The sequence below is a fragment of the Listeria sp. Marseille-Q6474 genome (assembly GCF_946902005.1).
Lineage (GTDB): Bacteria > Bacillota > Bacilli > Lactobacillales > Listeriaceae > Listeria > Listeria innocua.
In genome coordinates this window covers 1,161,081-1,180,730 of sequence record NZ_CAMPPS010000001.1, presented here as the reverse complement: position 1 = coordinate 1,180,730, position 19,650 = coordinate 1,161,081, and the positions used below count along the sequence as shown (strand labels likewise).

At 37.8% G+C, this 19,650-nt stretch carries 23 protein-coding genes and 2 pseudogenes; 23 read left to right on the top strand and 2 right to left on the bottom strand.

Annotated elements, in window-relative coordinates; genetic code table 11:
- The first annotated feature begins 81 nt into the window (after nt 1-81).
- Genes OC533_RS05970 through OC533_RS05960 form a run of 3 tightly spaced genes read left to right on the top strand, consistent with a single transcriptional unit; the run spans nt 82 to nt 1,304 of the window.
- Nucleotides 82-351: a hypothetical protein gene (locus OC533_RS05970; RefSeq protein ID WP_226894214.1), complete on the top strand. Its 270-nt coding sequence runs from the start codon at nt 82-84 to the stop codon at nt 349-351.
- Nucleotides 330-917, top strand: coding sequence for a hypothetical protein (locus OC533_RS05965; RefSeq protein ID WP_226894215.1), 588 nt, complete (start codon nt 330-332; stop codon nt 915-917). Before OC533_RS05970 ends, OC533_RS05965 begins: the two co-directional genes overlap by 22 nt.
- Nucleotides 918-944: 27 nt before the next feature.
- Entirely contained in the window at nt 945-1,304 is a 360-nt protein-coding gene (locus OC533_RS05960) for a DUF3139 domain-containing protein (protein ID WP_070753622.1), read from the top strand.
- Nucleotides 1,305-1,379: 75 nt separating this feature from the next.
- On the opposite strand, the pseudogene OC533_RS05955 reads toward OC533_RS05960, so the two are convergent.
- A pseudogene (locus OC533_RS05955) lies at nt 1,380-1,514 on the bottom strand (hypothetical protein); the annotation flags it as partial.
- Between the two features lie 115 nt (nt 1,515-1,629).
- Between OC533_RS05955 and OC533_RS05950 the strand changes: the two are divergent.
- The 15 genes and pseudogenes from OC533_RS05950 (at nt 1,630) to OC533_RS05880 (ending at nt 12,831) form a co-directional block, all read left to right on the top strand.
- Nucleotides 1,630-2,190 carry a TetR/AcrR family transcriptional regulator gene (locus OC533_RS05950; protein WP_003735640.1) on the top strand — a complete coding sequence of 187 codons (561 nt, stop codon included), beginning with the start codon at nt 1,630-1,632 and terminating at the stop codon, nt 2,188-2,190.
- Nucleotides 2,191-2,299: 109 nt separating this feature from the next.
- The gene (locus OC533_RS05945; protein ID WP_194323210.1) at nt 2,300-4,000 is read left to right on the top strand and encodes an oleate hydratase; all 1,701 of its coding nucleotides are present in this window, start codon (nt 2,300-2,302) and stop codon (nt 3,998-4,000) included.
- A gap of 150 nt (nt 4,001-4,150) precedes the next feature.
- Complete coding sequence (gene rlmN / locus OC533_RS05940) at nt 4,151-5,251, top strand: 23S rRNA (adenine(2503)-C(2))-methyltransferase RlmN (RefSeq protein WP_033533387.1); 1,101 nt, start codon at nt 4,151-4,153, stop codon at nt 5,249-5,251.
- Between the two features lie 88 nt (nt 5,252-5,339).
- Nucleotides 5,340-5,819 (top strand): GyrI-like domain-containing protein, encoded by a 480-nt coding sequence (locus tag OC533_RS05935; RefSeq protein ID WP_194323211.1) that lies wholly within the window; start codon nt 5,340-5,342, stop codon nt 5,817-5,819.
- An 80-nt stretch (nt 5,820-5,899) separates the two neighbouring features.
- Nucleotides 5,900-6,445: a VanZ family protein gene (locus OC533_RS05930; RefSeq protein WP_194323212.1), complete on the top strand. Its 546-nt coding sequence runs from the start codon at nt 5,900-5,902 to the stop codon at nt 6,443-6,445.
- An 85-nt stretch (nt 6,446-6,530) separates the two neighbouring features.
- A complete protein-coding gene (gene isdG, locus OC533_RS05925) occupies nt 6,531-6,896 on the top strand; it encodes a heme oxygenase IsdG (protein WP_003721271.1) in 366 nt (121 codons plus the stop codon).
- A gap of 129 nt (nt 6,897-7,025) precedes the next feature.
- On the top strand, nt 7,026-7,394 hold the full coding sequence (locus tag OC533_RS05920; protein WP_185571120.1) for a DNA double-strand break repair Rad50 ATPase: 369 nt from the start codon (nt 7,026-7,028) through the stop codon (nt 7,392-7,394).
- Nucleotides 7,391-8,015 (top strand): annotated as a pseudogene (locus OC533_RS14910) (T7SS effector LXG polymorphic toxin); the annotation flags it as partial. The gene OC533_RS05920 and the pseudogene OC533_RS14910, both read left to right, overlap by 4 nt.
- 857 nt (nt 8,016-8,872) lie before the next feature.
- Entirely contained in the window at nt 8,873-9,373 is a 501-nt protein-coding gene (locus OC533_RS05910) for a hypothetical protein (RefSeq protein ID WP_070753614.1), read from the top strand.
- Nucleotides 9,374-9,600: 227 nt separating this feature from the next.
- On the top strand, nt 9,601-9,807 hold the full coding sequence (locus tag OC533_RS05905; protein ID WP_194323213.1) for a hypothetical protein: 207 nt from the start codon (nt 9,601-9,603) through the stop codon (nt 9,805-9,807).
- Nucleotides 9,808-9,943: 136 nt separating this feature from the next.
- Nucleotides 9,944-10,411: a hypothetical protein gene (locus OC533_RS05900; protein WP_194323214.1), complete on the top strand. Its 468-nt coding sequence runs from the start codon at nt 9,944-9,946 to the stop codon at nt 10,409-10,411.
- 178 nt (nt 10,412-10,589) lie between these two features.
- On the top strand, nt 10,590-10,967 hold the full coding sequence (locus OC533_RS05895) for a hypothetical protein (protein WP_194323215.1): 378 nt from the start codon (nt 10,590-10,592) through the stop codon (nt 10,965-10,967).
- 233 nt (nt 10,968-11,200) lie between these two features.
- Nucleotides 11,201-11,776 (top strand): nitroreductase family protein, encoded by a 576-nt coding sequence (locus tag OC533_RS05890; RefSeq protein WP_070297468.1) that lies wholly within the window; start codon nt 11,201-11,203, stop codon nt 11,774-11,776.
- A 64-nt stretch (nt 11,777-11,840) separates the two neighbouring features.
- Complete coding sequence (gene rpmF / locus OC533_RS05885; protein WP_003730546.1) at nt 11,841-12,011, top strand: 50S ribosomal protein L32; 171 nt, start codon at nt 11,841-11,843, stop codon at nt 12,009-12,011.
- 91 nt (nt 12,012-12,102) lie between these two features.
- On the top strand, nt 12,103-12,831 hold the full coding sequence (locus OC533_RS05880) for an NUDIX domain-containing protein (protein WP_194323216.1): 729 nt from the start codon (nt 12,103-12,105) through the stop codon (nt 12,829-12,831).
- A 38-nt stretch (nt 12,832-12,869) separates the two neighbouring features.
- Here OC533_RS05880 and OC533_RS05875 read toward each other — a convergent pair whose 3' ends face one another.
- Entirely contained in the window at nt 12,870-13,763 is an 894-nt protein-coding gene (locus tag OC533_RS05875) for a LysR family transcriptional regulator (protein ID WP_149050699.1), read from the bottom strand.
- A gap of 197 nt (nt 13,764-13,960) precedes the next feature.
- On the opposite strand from OC533_RS05875, the gene OC533_RS05870 reads away from it, so the two are divergent.
- From OC533_RS05870 to OC533_RS05850, 5 genes are all read left to right on the top strand, one after another.
- Complete coding sequence (locus tag OC533_RS05870; RefSeq protein ID WP_003760554.1) at nt 13,961-15,955, top strand: NAD(P)/FAD-dependent oxidoreductase; 1,995 nt, start codon at nt 13,961-13,963, stop codon at nt 15,953-15,955.
- 99 nt (nt 15,956-16,054) lie between these two features.
- A complete protein-coding gene (locus tag OC533_RS05865) occupies nt 16,055-16,930 on the top strand; it encodes a shikimate dehydrogenase (protein ID WP_003770572.1) in 876 nt (291 codons plus the stop codon).
- 65 nt (nt 16,931-16,995) lie between these two features.
- Complete coding sequence (gene aroD, locus OC533_RS05860) at nt 16,996-17,754, top strand: type I 3-dehydroquinate dehydratase (RefSeq protein ID WP_185539319.1); 759 nt, start codon at nt 16,996-16,998, stop codon at nt 17,752-17,754.
- A 96-nt stretch (nt 17,755-17,850) separates the two neighbouring features.
- Nucleotides 17,851-18,444, top strand: a complete 594-nt coding sequence (locus OC533_RS05855) for an SGNH/GDSL hydrolase family protein (RefSeq protein ID WP_185539320.1) — start codon at nt 17,851-17,853, stop codon at nt 18,442-18,444.
- Nucleotides 18,445-18,629: 185 nt separating this feature from the next.
- On the top strand, nt 18,630-19,589 hold the full coding sequence (locus OC533_RS05850) for a DMT family transporter (RefSeq protein WP_010990448.1): 960 nt from the start codon (nt 18,630-18,632) through the stop codon (nt 19,587-19,589).
- The last annotated feature ends 61 nt before the right edge of the window (nt 19,590-19,650 follow it).

Genomic DNA, 19,650 nt, shown 5'->3' with positions numbered 1-19,650 from the left:
TTTTGGTTATACATTCATTTTTTATGCTATGGTTTTAGTAGGAACAACTATTTGATTAATACATAGGAAAGAGGGAGTATAGTGAAAAAAAGGTTAATAGGTATTATTACAGCATTATTTCTGGTAAGTGGGATTCTGCTATCTCCGGAAATAGGTCAAGCACAAACAACGGTAGATTATGATAAGCTTTATCAACAAGGAGTTTCAGAAGGAATTATTAAACAAGCAGATGTAAGCTTGGAAGAATGGGTAAAAGAGAATGAAAAAGAGTATAAACAAGTTTATCAAGATGGTTTAAAAGACGGTGTTTATGATGCATCGATGCATCGATGTCTTATGAAGAATGGATAAAGTTAAACAACTATGGTCAACCTCCTGTAGTGGATGAAAATTGGGAAGAAGTTCCACAGAAGCCAATGCTTAAAGGTGTGTATAAAGGTTATAATATTAAAAAAGGGGACATTCTGATTACAAATGGAACTTCTTCTTCTGGATTATTGGGACATGCTGCTATTGCGAATGGGAATGAGTATATATTAGATATTCCTGGGGCTGGAAAAACGACAAGGCAAGTACCTACAAGTAAATGGATGAGTGATTATGATCCAGAAGGATGGGTAAAAGTTTATCGCCTGAAGGATAGTTCTGTTGCTAATGCCGCAGCCAATTGGGCGGACAAAAACTATTATTCCACCAAAGGCACATCCAAACAAAATATTTTCCCAAAATACGGTATGACAGGAAGTCGATATAGTAAGAACCCTACTTATTGTTCTAAAATTGTACTTCAAGCCTATTATTTCGGAACAGGAAATAAGCCTGTTGTGCAAGTATTTCCGTCCTTAGTTACTGTGTATGATTTACCAAACTATTTTTCAAAAGCATATAAGCCACAACAAGTGAAATACTTTAAATAAATCTCATGTATTAGGAAGTGTCGCTGAATGAAAAAGTATAAAAAGTGGTGGATAACGATTGGATTAGTGTTAATTCTTTTCGTTATCGGCTATATTTATTGGTTTGCAATCCCTAAACATACAGCAAATGAAGCAGTGGATGATTACCTAGCAGCGCAAAAGATAAATTCAACACAAGTTAAAACGAGGGATATTCAAAAAGATTGGACTAGAGGAGGGTACTATGTCACGATAGTGTTTAAGGATGACCCTAATTTAGTGTATGAATACAACTACAATAGTAAAAGGAATACGCCTTACCATATTAATCTACTTGTTTTTAAAGATGGCTCGAGTCAAGAAGATGACCAAGTGAAGCATCCACCACTACAAGAGCAAAAGGATTAAAGCAGAAACCCAAGCATTTTAAGTAAGCAGTGCTACTACTGCTTACTTTTTTGTATTACTTTTATGTAAGCTCGGCATAAAAAGCATCACGCCAATCGAATGATCAAGCCGGCTAAGGTCCCAAAGCGGATTTACTAAATAACTTGAGATACCTTAATGCACACGAGCTAGTCGGGAAGACAAAAAGCTTTGGATTGGTTCAACTAAAATCTATCATTTTCATTCAAAGAGATAATAAAGCACCAACCTCTCCCATGTTTTCCCTAGCAATTCCAACCCCACCTGAGATACAATTAACCTAAACAAACGAAACGGGGCGGATGCCATGGCAGAATCACTCATTACTAAAAAAGCGATTGCTGGTGGGCTGATGGAGCTTTGTCAGCATAAGCGGTTTGAAAAGATTAGTATTGCGGATATTACGAATATTTGCGGGCTTAATCGGCAAACTTTTTACTATCATTTTACAGATAAATACGATTTGCTTACTTGGACCTATGAAAATGATTTTTTCCATTGTTTGGCGGATGGGATTACGCTTGAAAATTGGGATAAGCATGTGCTGAAAATGCTGGAATCGATTAAAGAAAATGCTGATTTCTATAAAAATACGGTTTCGGCGGATGCGAGTATTCTTTCTTTTTGCTTTTCTAAATTAACGAATTCGCTGTTTATGGATTTATTTGAGAAAATTGATACGAATGGAGCCGTGAACGAGGCAGACCGGGTGTTTTATGCGGAATTCTTTTCTTACGGATGCTCGGGTGTACTGATTAAATGGATTACGCGCGGTTTCAAAGAGGCTCCGGAAACGATTGCGAACCAGCTATTTCGACTTGCGAAGGATACGGAATTTTTGGCAAATAGCATGTACCGCGAAAACTAGACAATATAGCTAATTTGTCTAAAAACCAGACATAAGCGTTCTTTTGCCCAGATTAAAAGCGAACGACAAGCGGTATACTATCTGTATCAAGAAATTGGAGGAGATAGTGATGAAAAATAAAAAACGTACGCTAGTCGCTCTAACTGGGGCTGCAATTGGAACAGGTATTGCCGCAAAGAAATTTTCTGAACAAAAGGCCGCTGAAAAAGAACGGGCAGTGGATGAAGCAATTAAAGCGCGCTATTACGGCGACAAACAAGTGTATTTCGTCGGTGGCGGGATTGCTAGTTTGGCTGGAGCTGTTTATTTAATTCGCGATGCCAATTTTGATGGGAAAAATATTCATATTATTGAAGGAATGCATATTTTAGGCGGAAGTAATGATGGAGCCGGAAGCGTGGAACATGGCTTTGTTTGTCGCGGCGGTCGGATGTTAAATGAAGAAACTTATGAAAATTTCTGGGATCTATTTAGTAGTATTCCATCTCTTGATATGCCGAACTTTAGTGTGACTGAAGAAATTTTGAATTTTGACCATTTACATCCAACCCATGCGCAAGCGAGATTAGTTGATAAAGATCGCAATATCCTTGATGCGCATTCGATGGGATTTAATAATAATGACCGGATGTTGATGACGAAACTGCTCGCTACTCCGGAAGAAAAACTGGATAATTTAACGATACGTGATTGGTTTGATGAACACTTTTTCGAAACGAATTTTTGGTATATGTGGCAAACCACTTTTGCTTTCCAAAAATGGAGCAGCTTGTTTGAATTTAGACGTTATATGAATCGGATGATGTTAGAATTTAGTCGTATTGATACGCTAGAAGGTGTAACGAGAACGCCTCTAAACCAATACGAAAGCTTGATTTTACCTTTAAAAACATTTTTGGATAAACACCATGTTGATTTTACGATTAATCAAACGGTGGAAGATATTGATTTCAAAGATGCGCCTGGAATTACAGCGACAGCACTTCATTTATCGAATGGATCCACTATCGAACTTGGACCGGACGATGATGTGATTATGACGAATGCTTGTATGACAGATAGCGCGACTCTTGGTGATATGAATACGCCAGCACCAAAACCTGAAGAAAAACCAATTTCTGGGGAGCTTTGGTACAAAGTCGCTCAAAAGAAACCAAATTTAGGCAATCCAGAGCCATTCTTCGGTCATGAGGAAGAAACAAACTGGCAAAGCTTTACCGTCACTTGTCATGGAGATAAATTATTAAAACGCATTGAACGCTTCACAGGGAACATCCCAGGAAGTGGTGCGCTCATGACTTTCAAAGATTCTAATTGGTTAATGAGTACTGTTGTTGCCGCACAACCTCATTTTAAAGCGCAAGATGCAAACACTACGATTTTCTGGGGTTACGGATTATATCCAGACCGCGTGGGTGATTTCGTGAAAAAACCGATGAAAGAATGTACTGGGGAAGAAATTTTATATGAATTAATGTGTCATTTGAACTGGCAAGACGATTTTGAAGAAATTAAAGCGGGTATTATCAATGTAATTCCGTGCTACATGCCATACATTGATGCGCAATTTGAACCACGGGCAATGAGTGATCGTCCGGCCGTTGTTCCAGAAGGTAGTACAAACTTCGCGATGATTAGCCAATTTGTGGAAATTCCAAAAGATATGGTTTTCACTGAAGAATATTCCGTTCGTGCTGCTAGAATCGCCGTGTACACGTTGCTTGATATTGACAAAAAAATCTGCCCAGTAACACCACACAATCGTGATCCAAAAGTGCTAGCGAAAGCAACTCAAACCATGTTTAGATAAAGTGAGAAAGTAGCTATTTGTGACAGAATAGCTACTTTTTTTGTGCGAGACAGGACAAACGGCTGATATTTACGAAATAGCATTGCTTGTGAACCATAAAACAGCTATAATCTTTATAGACGAAAACAAGACCTGAAAAGAGGCTGAACAATGGAAAAAAGCTCCATTTATGGATTAACATGGACAAAATTAACAGAATGGCTAGAGGCACACGGTCAAAAGAAATTCCGCGCGACACAAGTGTGGGACTGGCTTTATAGAAAACGTGTCAAAACTTTTGAAGAAATGAGTAACGTTCCAAAAGAAACAATTGAACTTTTAACAGCGAATTTTGTGATGAACACTTTAGAAGAACAAGTGGTACAAGAATCGACAGACGGCACGACGAAATATTTATTTAAGCTGAGTGACGGGAACTTAATTGAAACCGTGATGATGAAGCAAGAATATGGCTTGTCGGTTTGTGTAACGACCCAAGTTGGCTGTAATATCGGCTGTACTTTTTGTGCGAGTGGGCTTTTGAAAAAAAGTCGCGACTTAACTGCTGGTGAAATCGTGGAACAAATTATGAATGTGCAGCATTATCTGGATGGACGTAATTTGGAAGAACGCGTGAGTCACGTGGTTGTAATGGGAATCGGGGAACCGTTTGATAATTATGATAATGTGATGGATTTCTTGCGTGTGATTAATCATGACAAAGGTCTAGCAATCGGCGCGCGCCACATCACTGTTTCGACAAGTGGTCTTGCACCGCGCATTATTGATTTCGCGAATGAGGATTTCCAAGTCAACTTAGCGATTTCCCTTCATGCGCCGAACAATGAACTGCGGACGAGCATTATGCGTATTAACAAGACATATTCGATCGAGAAATTGATGGAAGCGATCCATTATTACGTGAACAAAACTAACCGCCGAATCACGTTTGAATACATTATGCTAAAAGGTGTAAACGACCACAAAAAAGAAGCGCTCGAACTTGCGGCACTTCTCGGCGAACATCGTCATTTAGCTTATGTTAACTTAATTCCTTACAATCCGGTGGACGAGCATATCGATTATGAACGTAGTACAAAAGAAGACGTACTTGCTTTCTATGATACCCTTAAGAAAAATGGAATTAATTGTGTTATTCGCCGCGAACACGGGACGGATATTGATGCCGCGTGTGGGCAACTTCGTAGTAAACAAATCAAACGAGTTGGCGTGCGCGAACGGATGAAACAAAAACAAGCAGCAGAAGAATAATATTCAAACTATCTGGTTTCCATTTGGAGATTGGATAGTTTTTGTTTATACTTAAGGTACCTAAAGCAAGTGAAGGAGGACAAAAATCATGGAAGTAGAAATTGTCGAACGAAATGCTTTTACAGCTGTCGGAAAAAAACGAACTTTTTCGGTTGAAAATGATGCGCAAAAAGAAAAAATCAGCCAATTTTGGCAAGAAGCAAATGCAAATGGCGATGCCGAACGAATCAACGAATTAGCTGAATTCGCAACAATTGACGGTATTTTAGGCGTTTGCCAAATGAACGGCGACAAAATGGACTATTATATCGCGATTGAATCCGAACTCACTCCGCCAGAAGACATGGAACAACTAACCATCCCAGCAAGTAAATGGGCCATCTTCAAATCAGTCGGTCCACTACCAAGCTCCATTCAAAAAGTGTGGGAATACATTTACGGCGAATGGTTCCACACAAGTAACTACAACCACGGAAACGCTCCAGAACTAGAAGTCTACACAGAAGGCGACACAACTGCCGCTGATTATTATTCCGAAGTTTGGATTCCGGTGGTTGAAAAAGAATAATCATTAACAAGAACAAATTTGCGGATACTCAAATTTGTTCTTTGTGCTATTTTTACATCATGATAAACAGAGGTGATTTAATGACCACAATTCCACTCTCAATCCCAATGACCATCTTATTTGTAGTTGTTTTTGAACTAGTATACTTAGGCTTTAAAAAATTCAATATTTCAAAATCCGCTTTAGGTTCCTACATGTTTGTAGCGTACTTGGCTATTTTAACAGAAGTAGTTCTATTGCCGTTTAATCTAACAACTGCCGGAGAAACCTATCCATTAGAGGCTTACTTACAAATAATTCCCTTCCAAACCATACTATTTTATCTTAAAAACATCCCAAATCTACACCTAATGATCCAGTTTTTAGGCAATGTAGTCCTACTTGTTCCATTTGCTATTTATATTAATCGGTTTAAAAATATTTCTGTTTTAAAAAATATAGTTTTAGCTTTGGGAATTTCTTTAATTAGCGAAATTAGTCAAGGAATCTTAAATTTAATCACACAATATCCAAATAATGTTACTGATATAGATGATGTTATTTTAAACGTTTCAGGATATGTACTCGCTTGGCTCATTTTTTCATCATTTAAATCGGATAATAACTGCCCTAAACCTGTTTCCTAAAATTGACATTGAGAATCATTATCAATATAATGGAAGGAACTAGCCTATTATACATACAATACAATTATCCAAGGGGGATTTAAGAATGATTATTGTAACTAATACGATTAAGGTAGAAAAAGGCGCAGCAGAGCACGTTATCCGTCAGTTCACAGGCGCAAATGGCGACGGACATCCAACGAAAGATATTGCAGAAGTAGAAGGTTTCCTAGGCTTCGAACTATGGCACAGCAAACCAGAAGACAAAGACTATGAAGAAGTAGTCGTAACAAGCAAATGGGAAAGCGAAGAAGCCCAACGCAATTGGGTGAAAAGCGACTCTTTCAAAAAAGCACATGGCAGAACAAAAGACACTAGAGAACAAAGAGAAGACCGCAAAGGCATCGTAGGAAATGCAATCGCTCGTTTTGAAGTGGTTCACGTGCAAAACCCTGTGATTGTTGAAAAATAAGAAGTTAGTGAACAAGCCATTTCGAGGTAGATGGCTTGTTTTTTTGTGGCCGCTCGAATTTTCAGATAATTATTGAGTTTTTATATCTTATGCGGTATATTAAGAATAAAAAAGCAGGGATGGATTTAAGTGGATTCAAACAACGAGAAATTGAAACAACAACTACAAACCCTCCAAAAACAACAAAAAGATGCGGAATTATCCTTAGATATGCTCAAACATGAACAAAATGAGCGAATTTGGTTAGAAGAAGATTTTGAGCGAATTTGTCACGAAGAACGCGAGTCTTTTGAGTTGATGCGAGAAGTCTGGCAAGGTGATCAAGCTCGCAATTTCGGCTACTATTTAGAAGACCTCCAAGCAGACGAGAAAAATAAATGGCGCCAAACCTTTCAAGCTGAGGAGGAAAAACGCCAAGAAAAAATAAATACATACCAAAAAAACATCTACCAATTGGAAAGTAAACAACAAGATATACAAAAGGAGTTGTTCCAGTGAGCCGAATCGACATCGGAGAAATACGAGATTTTGCATTCCAACTACGCTCAGCCAACCAAACAGGAAGAAATATCATCCAAGGCATCAAAACCACCGTGACAAACTACATAGAAGATGGTAGTTTAAAAGGGAAGGCCGTGGAAGCGTCCAAAAATTATTTTCAAATGACGTACATTCCACTTTGCGACACGATAATCGAGGCAATGAACGAGAGTGAAGAACGGATGAAGCGGTACATCCAAGCCTTTCACGACCAAGTAGACCCTTCTCCTAATGCTAAAATTGATGCAGATGGTTTATACGAACTCGGCCAAATGATTGACCGCATTGAAAGCAAAAAAGAAGCACTGTACCAACGATTGAACAGCAGTACAGAAGGCCAAATGCAAACCTATCGTTCCCAGTTAGCAACCGCATATAAGCAGGAAAATATTTTAGAGAAATATTTGACTTTTGAACAAAGTCATAGGGCTTTTTTCGACCATTTGACGGATTTAGTGCAAGGTATCCAGCAAACCGTTCGTGAATTGCAATCGAATATCCAGTTTAATAGTCAGACGGGTAGCTATGATTTAAGTAAATTGAATTTTGCCACTGTGAGCCGAATGCGAAAAACGTTAGGAAAAGCGAGCGCTACTGATACGACAATCTATGATTTTGCGAGTTATAGCAAAGTGAAACAAGGCGGTATGTGGATTCTTTCTAAAAATGGTCAAGTGGATATTAAAGCAACAGTAGCTTATAATACAGCCAGTTTTAATGGTGAGTTACCAAAAGAAAGTAACCAAGCCACGGAAGAAGGCGAGTTGTTAAAAGCCACACTAGAATCACTGAAGCAAAATAAAGATCCGATAACAGGTCAAGAAATAAGTAAGGCTCAGAGTTTTGGGATTTTAACCTCATTAGTTTTTGGCTACACGACGAAAGCTTATCGAGGAAAGAAATTCACTATACCAAAAAGCGCCTTAAAGCAAGCCAATAAAGCAAACGCCAACCAAAAAATGCGAATACTAAAAAATATAGAAGTAAGTAAAAAAACTAGAGAAGCATCTAATTTTGAAGAGTACTTGAAAAGAGAAAAAGTGACTTTAGAAGAAATTGGCGGAGGGAGAAAATTAAAGAATCCAGAGATAGGAAATAAACTTGATTATCTTTTTGGAAAAGCTAAAGGAAATAAGCATAATGTTCAAAGGTCACAAACTATGCAAAGTGAATTGAGTAAAATTGGTATTTATGACACACCGAAAAGTAGAGAACTTTTGAATAGTCATTTGAAAAACGTAGTAAATGATTCTTCCAATATTTTAAAGACAGAATCACGCAGCTATATAGCTAAGGAATTACTTAATACTCCGATTGTGGATTATACAGCTACTGTCAGAGAAAGTTTTTTTAAAGGTCCTAATGGCAGTGTGAAGGTAGAGTCTGTTTGGGATGGTGACAGATTATTAACAATAATTATTAAAGGTGGGAAATAAATGATTTCATTTGAAAAAACATACTATGAATCAGCTACAGAATTAGAAAACAGTTTAAATAAAAGGGCTTTCTTAATTAGCGAAGAAAAAACAGAAAGCAACAAGTTTATAAAATTCAGCAATGATCTAGTTGATATAGGTTTTATTTATTATAGTGTCGGTTTAGAACCACAGCTAGTATTGTTAACTCATTCTAACAAAATATTTTTTGGGATAAATAATATTTATGCATGCTTGGACTGTACTGCTAAGTCTCTATTATTTAAGAAGGAATTACCCTCTCTATTATATGAGATATTGAGCGATTCAGATTCTAAATATATTATATATGTTTGTGAGTTAGATATAGTTATTTATGACAGTAATGGTTTGTTCTTATGGAAAATAGGTTTTAGAGATACCATAGAAAATTACTATATAGAGGGAAATGATGCGATTGTTATTGAATGTAGTGATGGCGATAAAACAACTTTTTCACTAGAAACAGGGAAAGTAAACTAAACTGGCATTGTATTCCGAATGACACCATGAGTACTGAGGAGATAATTATGGATTATATAATTTTAAAGAACTCAGCAGATAAAAAAATGATTTTAGATGATATATTTTTTGAAATATCCCGTAGAAAATCAGGGATATAAAAAGCGCTTAAAAACTTTTCTCAACTAGAAGGATATATTGTTGAAGGGAAAGCAATTTGTTTTAGAAAAGATTTAGATGAATTTGAGTTGTCCCAATTAAAGATACCGCTAGATAATGAGCATGTATTAGTAGATGTTGAAGCTGATTATTCAAGCATGGATAAAAATAGCCAAGCATATTTTACATTTAATGAGTTTTATGAATATGTAGAAAAAAATGTTGAAAATTATGTATCAGTAGATAGCAAAATAAATATGTTGCTATTAGAAGTGAAAACGGGTTTTGGACTATAGAGAATAAATAAACACATATACTAACTATTTGAAGCCAACCAACAATCAGTAAGATATAATGGCTATCAAAAAGTGCAATAGAGAAGCTTAAGAATGATGATTCAGTTTGCTGATACCCAAACATAGGAGATTAATAATGAACGAAGAAATAATTCAACTATATAAAAAATTTGATAACAACAAACTACCATTATTTTTTGGAAAGCTCATTTTATTTATAAATAATCACGATAAAATTTTTAGAAAGTATATTTTAGAAGATAGTTTAAATAGTATTGAACAATCCAAAGAAAGTGAATTCTTTTTAGGAACTACAGATGATAATTTGGAAGGTTTAGCACTAGGGTATTCAGAAACTTTAATCGGAGCGGACGAAAAAGAAATTTGTAGCAATGTAATTCATATGGTATGGGATATAGCCACATTTATGACAGATGAACTATGCCCAAGTTGTCAAGATACAAACTTGAAAATTGCTTCATCTACAGATAGAAATAATATCTATAAAACGTGTGATAATTGTTTAATTACAATGGAAAATAGTCAATTTATTGAAAGACCTAAAGAGATGATTCCGGCAACAAAAGAACAAATAAATTCATGAAACATCAATTTGTAAGTGGAAATCTTAAATTTGAAGTTATCAATGAGAATCCGTTTTAAAAATGAACATTCTTTTTAAATGATGATAATATAAGCCTTTTGATTAATCGTTTAACTGGCAGAAGTGATAGATTTTCATAGATAGGGGACTAAGTATAGCAAAGAAAGAAGAGAGCCTGATGAAAAATACAGTTCATGATAGCGAAATATTGTCTTATCATGCAGATTTTGAGAATTCTCAATTAATCATGTTTGTTAAGGATGAAGAAAACAGAAAATATAAAGTCATATTTGAGGGGCTTTTAACTTTCTGCTTTGAACATCAAATGTCTAATAGTATCATTTTAGACATAGTAAAAGGAGAGGTTAGCAGCTTTATAAGTGAGAAGTCAATTTTACTTTCTGAAGGTAAAAACTATTTTTGGCCACTAGATTATGAAAGCGAGGAAGAACTACTAAATTATTTAAACGAGAAAAAATTGAATTATTATGAGTTACAAGCTTCATATGGGTTAAACGGTTGGATATTATGTTCTCACTATCATATTGAATTATAGTTATTTTCTAAGAAATACGGTGAGATAGAAAGCGGGAAATAAATTATTTCATTTGAAAAAACATATTATGAATCAGCCATAGAATTAGAAAACAGGTTTTGGTCTATAGAGAATCATCTGAACAAAATAAACGCATATGCTAAACTCCAAAAGCCCCTTTACTAGCAACCCACAATCCAATCATGCTATAATTCTCTAAATGATAACGTTTATCATTTAAGGGGGAATTAAGAATGATTGAAAAAACAATTATGGAACGTCGCAGCATTAAAAAAGCGAACGATGCGCCAATTTCAAGAGAAACTGTGAACACTATTTTAGAGCAAGCTGCCTTTGCGCCTTTTCATAGCAAAGTAGAGCCGTGGAATGTATATGTGTTACACACGCTTGCCGAAAAAGAGCGTTACATTGAGAAAATCATCGAATTTAATGAGCGCGAACAAGGGGTTAGTTTTTCTGAGGCAGAGATTGCGGATTTAAAAGCAGGCTATGCGAAGAAAATTATTACGCCGCCTTACTTACTCATTGTGACGACGAATATTATTGGTCACGGGAAAAAGGATTTCGAATCAATCGGGGCAACTAGTGCGTTTATCCAAAACATTCAATTACTTGGCTGGGAAGCGGGAATTGGGATGATTTGGCGGTCGAATAGATTTATTTTTGATGCGAAGTTCGCGGAAGATTTAGGTATTCCTTCTGAGCAAAAAATTGTCGGAACTTTGCATTTAACTAGCTTAGCCGAAGTTCCTGAAGCAAAACCGCGCCGTCCTTTGAATGAATGGGTGAAGGATTTAGCGGATTTGTAAGATTGATGTTTCGTCTGATTAGCGTTACAATGGTACAAGTGTAAGAAATAAGGAGGCGAGCAAGATGGCAGTTCCAGCTAGACGTACGTCCAAAGCGAAGAAAAACAAGCGCCGTACGCATAAAGGCTTAACAACACCAGGTTTGAGTCGCGATAGTGAAACAGGCGAATACCGTATGTCACACCGCATCTCACCAGACGGCACTTATAAAGGTCGCACAATTATCGAAAAATAAGAGGATTTGTTCCAGCGATTGGAACAAATTCTTTTTTTTATGATACTATAATGGAAAGAGCTAAATACACAAAAAGGAGTCTGATTTTGACATGACAGAAGAATTTGTGAACAAAGAAGATGCGCTGAAAAATTATAATGCAAAAGAGTTTCGTACACCAGATGGCTATACGAGCGATATGATTTTGACTACAGTAAAAGAGTTGAACGGGAAACCAACATTACATATTTTATTAATTAAACGTAGCCTTACAAACGCAGAAGGAAAACCAAATATGGAAGGCGGAAAATGGGCGGTTCCGGGCGGATTTGTCGATGAAAATGAATCAGCTGATCAAGCCGCTGAACGTGAACTAGAAGAAGAAACAAGTTTGACTGGTATTCCGTTGATTCCGTTTGGGGTATTTGATAAACCGGGTCGTGATCCGCGCGGGTGGATTATTTCACGGGCGTTTTATGCGATTGTGCCACCGGAAGCTTTGGAAAAACGAGCGGCTGGCGATGATGCAGCCGAAATTGGGCTTTTTCCAATGACAGAAGCACTCGAATTGCCACTTGCTTTTGACCATTTAGACATGCTGAAAAAAGCGTTTAGCGCAATTACAGAAGAATTTTTACTGACAACGGCAATTCGTGATTTCTTGCCAGAAACTTTCTCAGCAGAGCTACTTTACCAAACGTTGGATGGTTGCACGAAGCCGGGAATTTTACCGGATGAGGTAGAGTTTATGGAGAATATCGAGTATTTACCGTATTTAGAAAAAGTGAGCGATCTGTATAGATTTAACGCAGATGCTGAAGCGGGAAGTATTTATTTTTAAATAAAAAAGGAGCCACCGATTTGGTTGGCTCCTTTTTTCTATAGAAAATGCTTTTCACCGTAACGTAATGCGAAATCTTTAAAAGCCTTGGAAGCAGGCGAAATGTAGTGATTTTTTAAACTTGCTAGATAGATAAAACGATCGTGTTTTGGTTCGTTGATGGATAATACTTTGACGTTATAATGCGAGAGAGACGAGATTTTTGGCATGATAGAAATACCGTAATCAACACTCACAAGGCCAACCATTGCGGTATCTTCCTCTACATAACAGCCGATTTTAGGTTGAATATTTATTTCAGCAAAAAGAGAATCAATTAGAGGTCTGAGGCCACTTGTGTCAGAAAAGAAGATATACGAATAATCTGCGGTATCTTTTAAATCGATTGAATCATATTTGGCGAGTGGATGGTTTTCAGCAACCACAATCACCAGTTCTTGTTTCGTTAATGGCAAAAATTCAATATCGGGTTCATTTTCGACGTAGGAACAGATTGCTAGGTCGAATTTTTCATTTTTTAAATCAGGAATAATTGATTTTGTCGCGCCTTGGTAAAAGGAAAAAGTGATGTCTTTGTGATTTTCAGCTTTGGTGAAATTTTGGACGAGTTCTGGAACTGTGTGTGCACCCATTGTGTAGATAAAGCCTAAATCAATATTTCCGTGCGATGGGCTCGTTAATTCGTGTAAAAGTTTTTCGCCTTTTTCTAGTTCGGCGAGGGATTTTTCCACATAAGTTAAATAAAAGCGACCGTATTTAGTTAAACGAATATTGCGGCCTTGTTTTTCAAATAAGTAGACACCAAGTTCGCGCTCAAGTTCTGCGATAGAATGGCTTAAGCTAGGCTGGGTAATGGATAATTCGGCAGCTGCAATAGTGTAATGCTCTTTTTCAGCCAGTTTTTTAAAATAGTATAATTGACGCAAATTCATGAAACTACCTCCTTGAAATGCCTTGATAACTCTATTGTAAGCGATTATATAGAAAAAATCTATGAATAAATCGAAAAATATACATTAGATTAATAATTATTCCTGACTTATAATGAAAGAGAAATAAGATTGTGCATTATTGAACGTGAATAATGTAACAAATCATTTGCTGAGATTATAGTCGCAGGAGGCTTATTATGACAGATTATCCGAGTATTTTTGAACCATTAACTGTAAAACGAATGACCATTAAAAACCGTGTGATAATGCCACCAATGGGGACAAACCTAGCTGGATTAAATGGCGAATTTTTAGAAGAACATATGAATTACTACGAACAACGCGCAAAAGGTGGAACAGGTCTAATCACTATTGAAAACGCTTGTGTAGATTTTCCTTATGGTACAAATGGAACAACGCAACTTAGAATCGATAATGACCAATACATTCCTGGGTTTTACAAATTAACAGAACGTCTTCATAAACACGGAACTTGTGTATCCATCCAAATTAACCACGCTGGAGCATCTGCTTATCCAGCACGTTTAAACGGACTTCAACCAGTTTCCGCATCTGATATTCCATCTAAAAAAGGTGGTACTGTGCCACGCCCGCTTACAGTAGAAGAAATTTATGAAATCGTAAATAAATACGGGGACGCAGCGAGACGTGCCCAACAAGCTGGCTTTGATGCAGTCGAAATCCACGGCGGACACTCGTACTTACTATGCCAATTCTTATCGCCACTTTATAACAAACGTACAGATGAATTTGGTGGCTCGCCTGAAAATCGCGCCCGTATTGTCAAACTGATTTTAGAAAAAGTCCGCGCAGAAGTCGGTCCATTTTTCCCAATCGTGCTGCGTTTTAGTGCAGATGAATTTACGGAAGGCGGCAACCATTTAGAAGATATTTTGGAGCTGTTAGATTATTGCCAAGAAGAAGCGGATATTTTGAATGTATCAGCGGCAATTAATGACAACCTATACTTGCAAATTGACCAAATGAACTTAGAAGATGGCTGGAGAAGCTACCTTGCAAAAGCGGTGAAAGATAAATTTAACAAACCAACGATTACTTCCGGTAACATTCGCAGTCCAAAAGCGGCAGAGAAAATTTTGTCAGAAGGATACGCGGACTTGCTTGCGATGGGACGTGGCTTAATCGCTGAGCCTAACTGGGTGAACAAAGTGGCAACTGGTCAAGAAGACATGCTTAGAAAATGTATTTCTTGTAATATCGGTTGCGCGGATCATCGGATTTCGAAGTCGAAGCCAATCCGTTGTACCGTAAATCCAGATATTATTCATGAAGATAAATACAAAGAAACAAAAGTGACTCATCCTACCAATGTTGTCGTAATTGGCGGCGGAACAGCAGGACTTGAAGCAGCTTGTACGGCGGCCGAAGTTGGCTGTAACACAACGCTAATTGAAGCGAATGAACAAACTGGTGGCTTGGCGCGAGCTATTGCCAACCTTCCAGACAAAAGTAGAATTGCCGATTTCCCTAATTATTTAGCGAACCGAGCAGAAAAATTAACCAATTTAAAAGTTATTACAGGCACTAAAGCTGATACTGCGCTTATTGATACATTTAATCCTGATGTGGTTGTAAATGCCACAGGATCCAAACCATTACTTCCACCAATTAAAGGTTTGCTCGACGTGATTGACAAAGAAGGCAGTAAGGTTCATTCGATTTTCGGACTTATTTCGAATATCGATGACTTTACCGAATTTAGTAACAAGAAAGTCGCAGTTATCGGCGGTGGTGCAGTTGGTCTTGATGTGGTCGAGTACTTCTCAGAACGCGGCTCGGATGTTACAATTGTAGAAATGATGCCAATCCTTGGAAAAGACTTAGATATGATTACACGACTTTCGATGATGGATATTATCGAGAAAAATCATGTCGATGTGCAAACAGAAACGGCATTAACAGAAGTAGCAGCCGATCATTTCAAAGTGAAGCATGACGGAGTAGACGCCGAGATTCCATTTGATTATGGCTTTGTCTGCCTAGGAATGCGACCAGAACGCCCACTTATGGAAGAACTTGCGGCATACGGAAAAGAAAAACAAATTGAAATCGTAAATATTGGCGACAGCGCAGCGACAAGAAAAATCTTGGAAGGCGTTCGCGAAGGAAGAAATATTTTAACTACATTAGAAAAAATAGGCTCTTTGTAAGCCGAACTGGCAAGGCGGATTCCGTTTTGCCAGATTCGCTCTTTATATAAGTTCACATTTTCACAAATAAACTTTAACTTGGAAAGGAACGATGTTATTATGACAAACAAAATCACTGAAAGAATCACAGGACACACAGAATTAATCGGGTTAATCGCCACTCCAATCAGACACAGTTTATCACCAACAATGCACAATGAAGCTTTTGCAAAACTAGGGCTTGATTATGTATACCTTGCTTTTGAAGTTGGAGACAAAGAACTGAAAGATGTTGTACAAGGGTTCCGCGCAATGAACTTACGCGGCTGGAATGTTTCTATGCCAAATAAAACAAATATCCATAAATACTTAGATAAACTTTCTCCAGCGGCTGAACTTGTAGGGGCAGTAAACACAGTTGTTAATGATGACGGCGTGTTAACTGGACACATCACGGACGGCACTGGTTATATGCGTGCGTTAAAAGAAGCCGGTCATGATATTATCGGTAAAAAAATGACAATTTGTGGTGCTGGTGGTGCGGCAACAGCTATCTGCATCCAAGCAGCTCTCGATGGCGTGAAAGAAATCTCGATTTTCAACAGAAAAGATGATTTTTATGCCAATGCTGAAAAAACAGTAGAAAAAATCAATACAAAAACAAATTGTAAAGCACAATTATTTGATATGGAAGATCATGAACAACTACGTAAAGAAATCGCAGAAAGTGTGATTTTCACGAATGCGACTGGCGTTGGGATGAAACCTTTCGAAGGCGAAACACTTCTACCAAGTGCAGATATGCTTCGTCCAGAATTAATCGTTTCGGATGTTGTTTACAAACCAACTAAAACTAGATTGCTGGAAATCGCTGAAGAACAAGGTTGTCAAACACTTAACGGCTTAGGCATGATGCTTTGGCAAGGTGCGAAAGCTTTCGAAATTTGGACACACAAAGAAATGCCAGTTGATTACATTAAAGAAATCCTATTTTAAAAACTTGCAAAAGAACAAGGTTATCGCTAATCTTAAGACATAATATCGAATGAGGAGAATTATACATGAATAAAGTAGTCGTAAAGAATGTTACGTTTGGTGAAGGTGCGCCAAAAATTTGTGTACCAATGGTCGGTAAAACGGTTGCTGCTCTTAAAGAAGAAGCAGAAATGTTAAAAACAATCGATTTGGACGTTGTCGAATGGCGCGTTGACTTTTATGAAGATGTAAAAGATTTAGTTAAAGTGGAAGCTGCGCTAGATGAGATTCGCGCAATTTTACCAGAAACGCCGATTTTATTCACTTTCCGCAGTGCAAAAGAAGGCGGCGAGTTAGCTGTCAGTGACGAATTTTATTTTGAATTAAATGAAACACTAGCTGGCACTGGCAAAATTGATTTAGTTGACGTGGAACTTTTCAATGAAGAAGTGGATGTTTTACGTTTAATCGAAACAGCCCACAAAAACAATGTAAAAGTAGTGATGTCGAACCATGATTTTGATAAAACACCTGCGAAGGAAGAAATTGTTTCTCGCTTAACTCGCATGGAAGCACTCGGCGCGGACCTTCCGAAAATCGCTGTTATGCCAAAATCTGCTGGAGACGTATTAACTTTATTAGATGCAACGAATACTGTATCTGAAAAAGCTAATCAACCAATCATTACGATGTCGATGGCTGGAACTGGTGTTATCAGTCGTCTTGCTGGCGAAGTATTTGGCTCGGCAATGACATTTGGTGCTGCGAAAAAAGCATCGGCTCCTGGGCAAATTGATGTTAATGAGTTACGTCATGTCCTTGATTTACTGCATAAACAATTTTAATGAAGTTCGAAAAACCTTAAATTTAGATTAATCGTCTAAGTTTAAGGTTTTTTTGTTATAATAAGGCATCAGGAATTTTAAAGGAGACGGAACTAAATGAAGAAGTTACTTTTTTTAGGTGATAGTGTGACAGATGCTGGGCGCGATTTTGAAAATGACCGCGAATTAGGACATGGTTATGTGAAAATGATTGCAGACCAGCTTGAGAAAGAAGATGTAACGGTTATAAATCGAGGTGTTAGTGCGAACCGGGTAGCGGATTTGCATCGTCGTATTGAGGCGGATGCAATTTCACTTCAACCAGATGTAGTCACGATTATGATTGGTATAAATGATACGTGGTTTAGTTTTAGCAGATGGGAAGATACTTCTGTGACGGCGTTTAAAGAAGTGTACCGCGTGATTTTGAGCCGATTGAAAGAAGAAACAAATGCGGAACTGATTTTGATGGAGCCGTTTGTATTACCATATCCGGAAGACCGGAAAGAGTGGCGCGGCGATTTAGATCCGAAAATTGGAGCTGTGCGTGAACTTGCGGCAGAATTTGGCGCGACGCTTATTCCGCTTGATGGGCTAATGAACGCCCTCGCTATCAAACATGGGCCGACTTATTTAGCTGAGGACGGTGTACATCCCACCAAAGCAGGACATGAAGCTATTGCCTCCATTTGGCTAGAGTTTACAAAATAACGCTTTACAGAAAAATTTATCCATGCTATAGTTGGGTCTATGCGATGAGCCTACAAGCAGTGACTTAAGTATCACTGCCCCATTTTCCGCGTTATAGCTTTGTGGAAGGCTGCGGAAAATGACGCTATGAAATGCCCCTTAAAGTAATTTAAGGGGCATTTTTCTATAAAAAAGGAGTGTTTGTTTTGCAGAAAGAAAAAGCACCAATAGGACTTTATTTTTTATTAATTGCAGTGATGGCGAGTTGGGGTTTTAACGTAACGATGACGAAAGTATTAGTTAGCTATTTTCCGACTGTTACGATGACTTCTTTCCGGATTTTCACAGCAGCGATTACCGTTATTATTATTTTATTTATCACCAAAAAATTACGTCTGCCTACAAAGCGGGAATTTGGCTTGATTTTCCTCGCTAGTATTTTTAATATTGTTATTCATCATTTTTTCTTGTCGAACGGGTTGAAGCTGACGACTGGGACGAATGCAGGACTTATTCTTGGTTCTGCGCCGATTGTGGTAGCGATTTTTTCTGTGGTTTTTCTCCGTGAACGAATTGGGGCTTGGCGTGCGCTCGGCTTTTTAGCAGGGATTTTTGGCGTGAGTTTGGTTGTTCTTTCTAATGGGACGGGGATAAGCGGGATTTCACTGGGAGATATAGACATCTTTATCGCGATGGCTTCCCAGGCTTTTAGTTTTATTATTATTAAAAAGCTCGCTGGATCAATGGACACGGGTCTGATGACTGGATATATGCTGTTTCTTGGTTCGGTTATGTTGTTTGCTTTAAGTCGCTTCATGGAGCCGGGAGGCGTGTCAGAATTAGTGGCGGTTCATTCATGGAAACTGTGGCTCTTGTTTGTTGTTTCAGCTGTAGTTGCAACGGCCTTTGGTAATTTCGTTTATAATTATGCGGTTGGGAAAATTGGGCCGTCACGCTCGGCTATTTTTATGAATTTCAATCCATTATTTTCACTAATTGGCGCATTACTTTTCCTTGGAGAAGCAATTAAAATCCCCCAGCTAGTCGGGTTCGTTTTTATCATTATTGGCGTCCTGCTTGGTTCGGGGGCATTAATGGATCTTATTTATGAACGGAAGAAAACAAAAGTACGCGATCCTGAAAAACTGCTCGAAAAAGAAGTTTGACTTTTATTGACCTTTATATTATAATTTGGTTAGTTACTTATTAAAAGTAACTCGATAATGA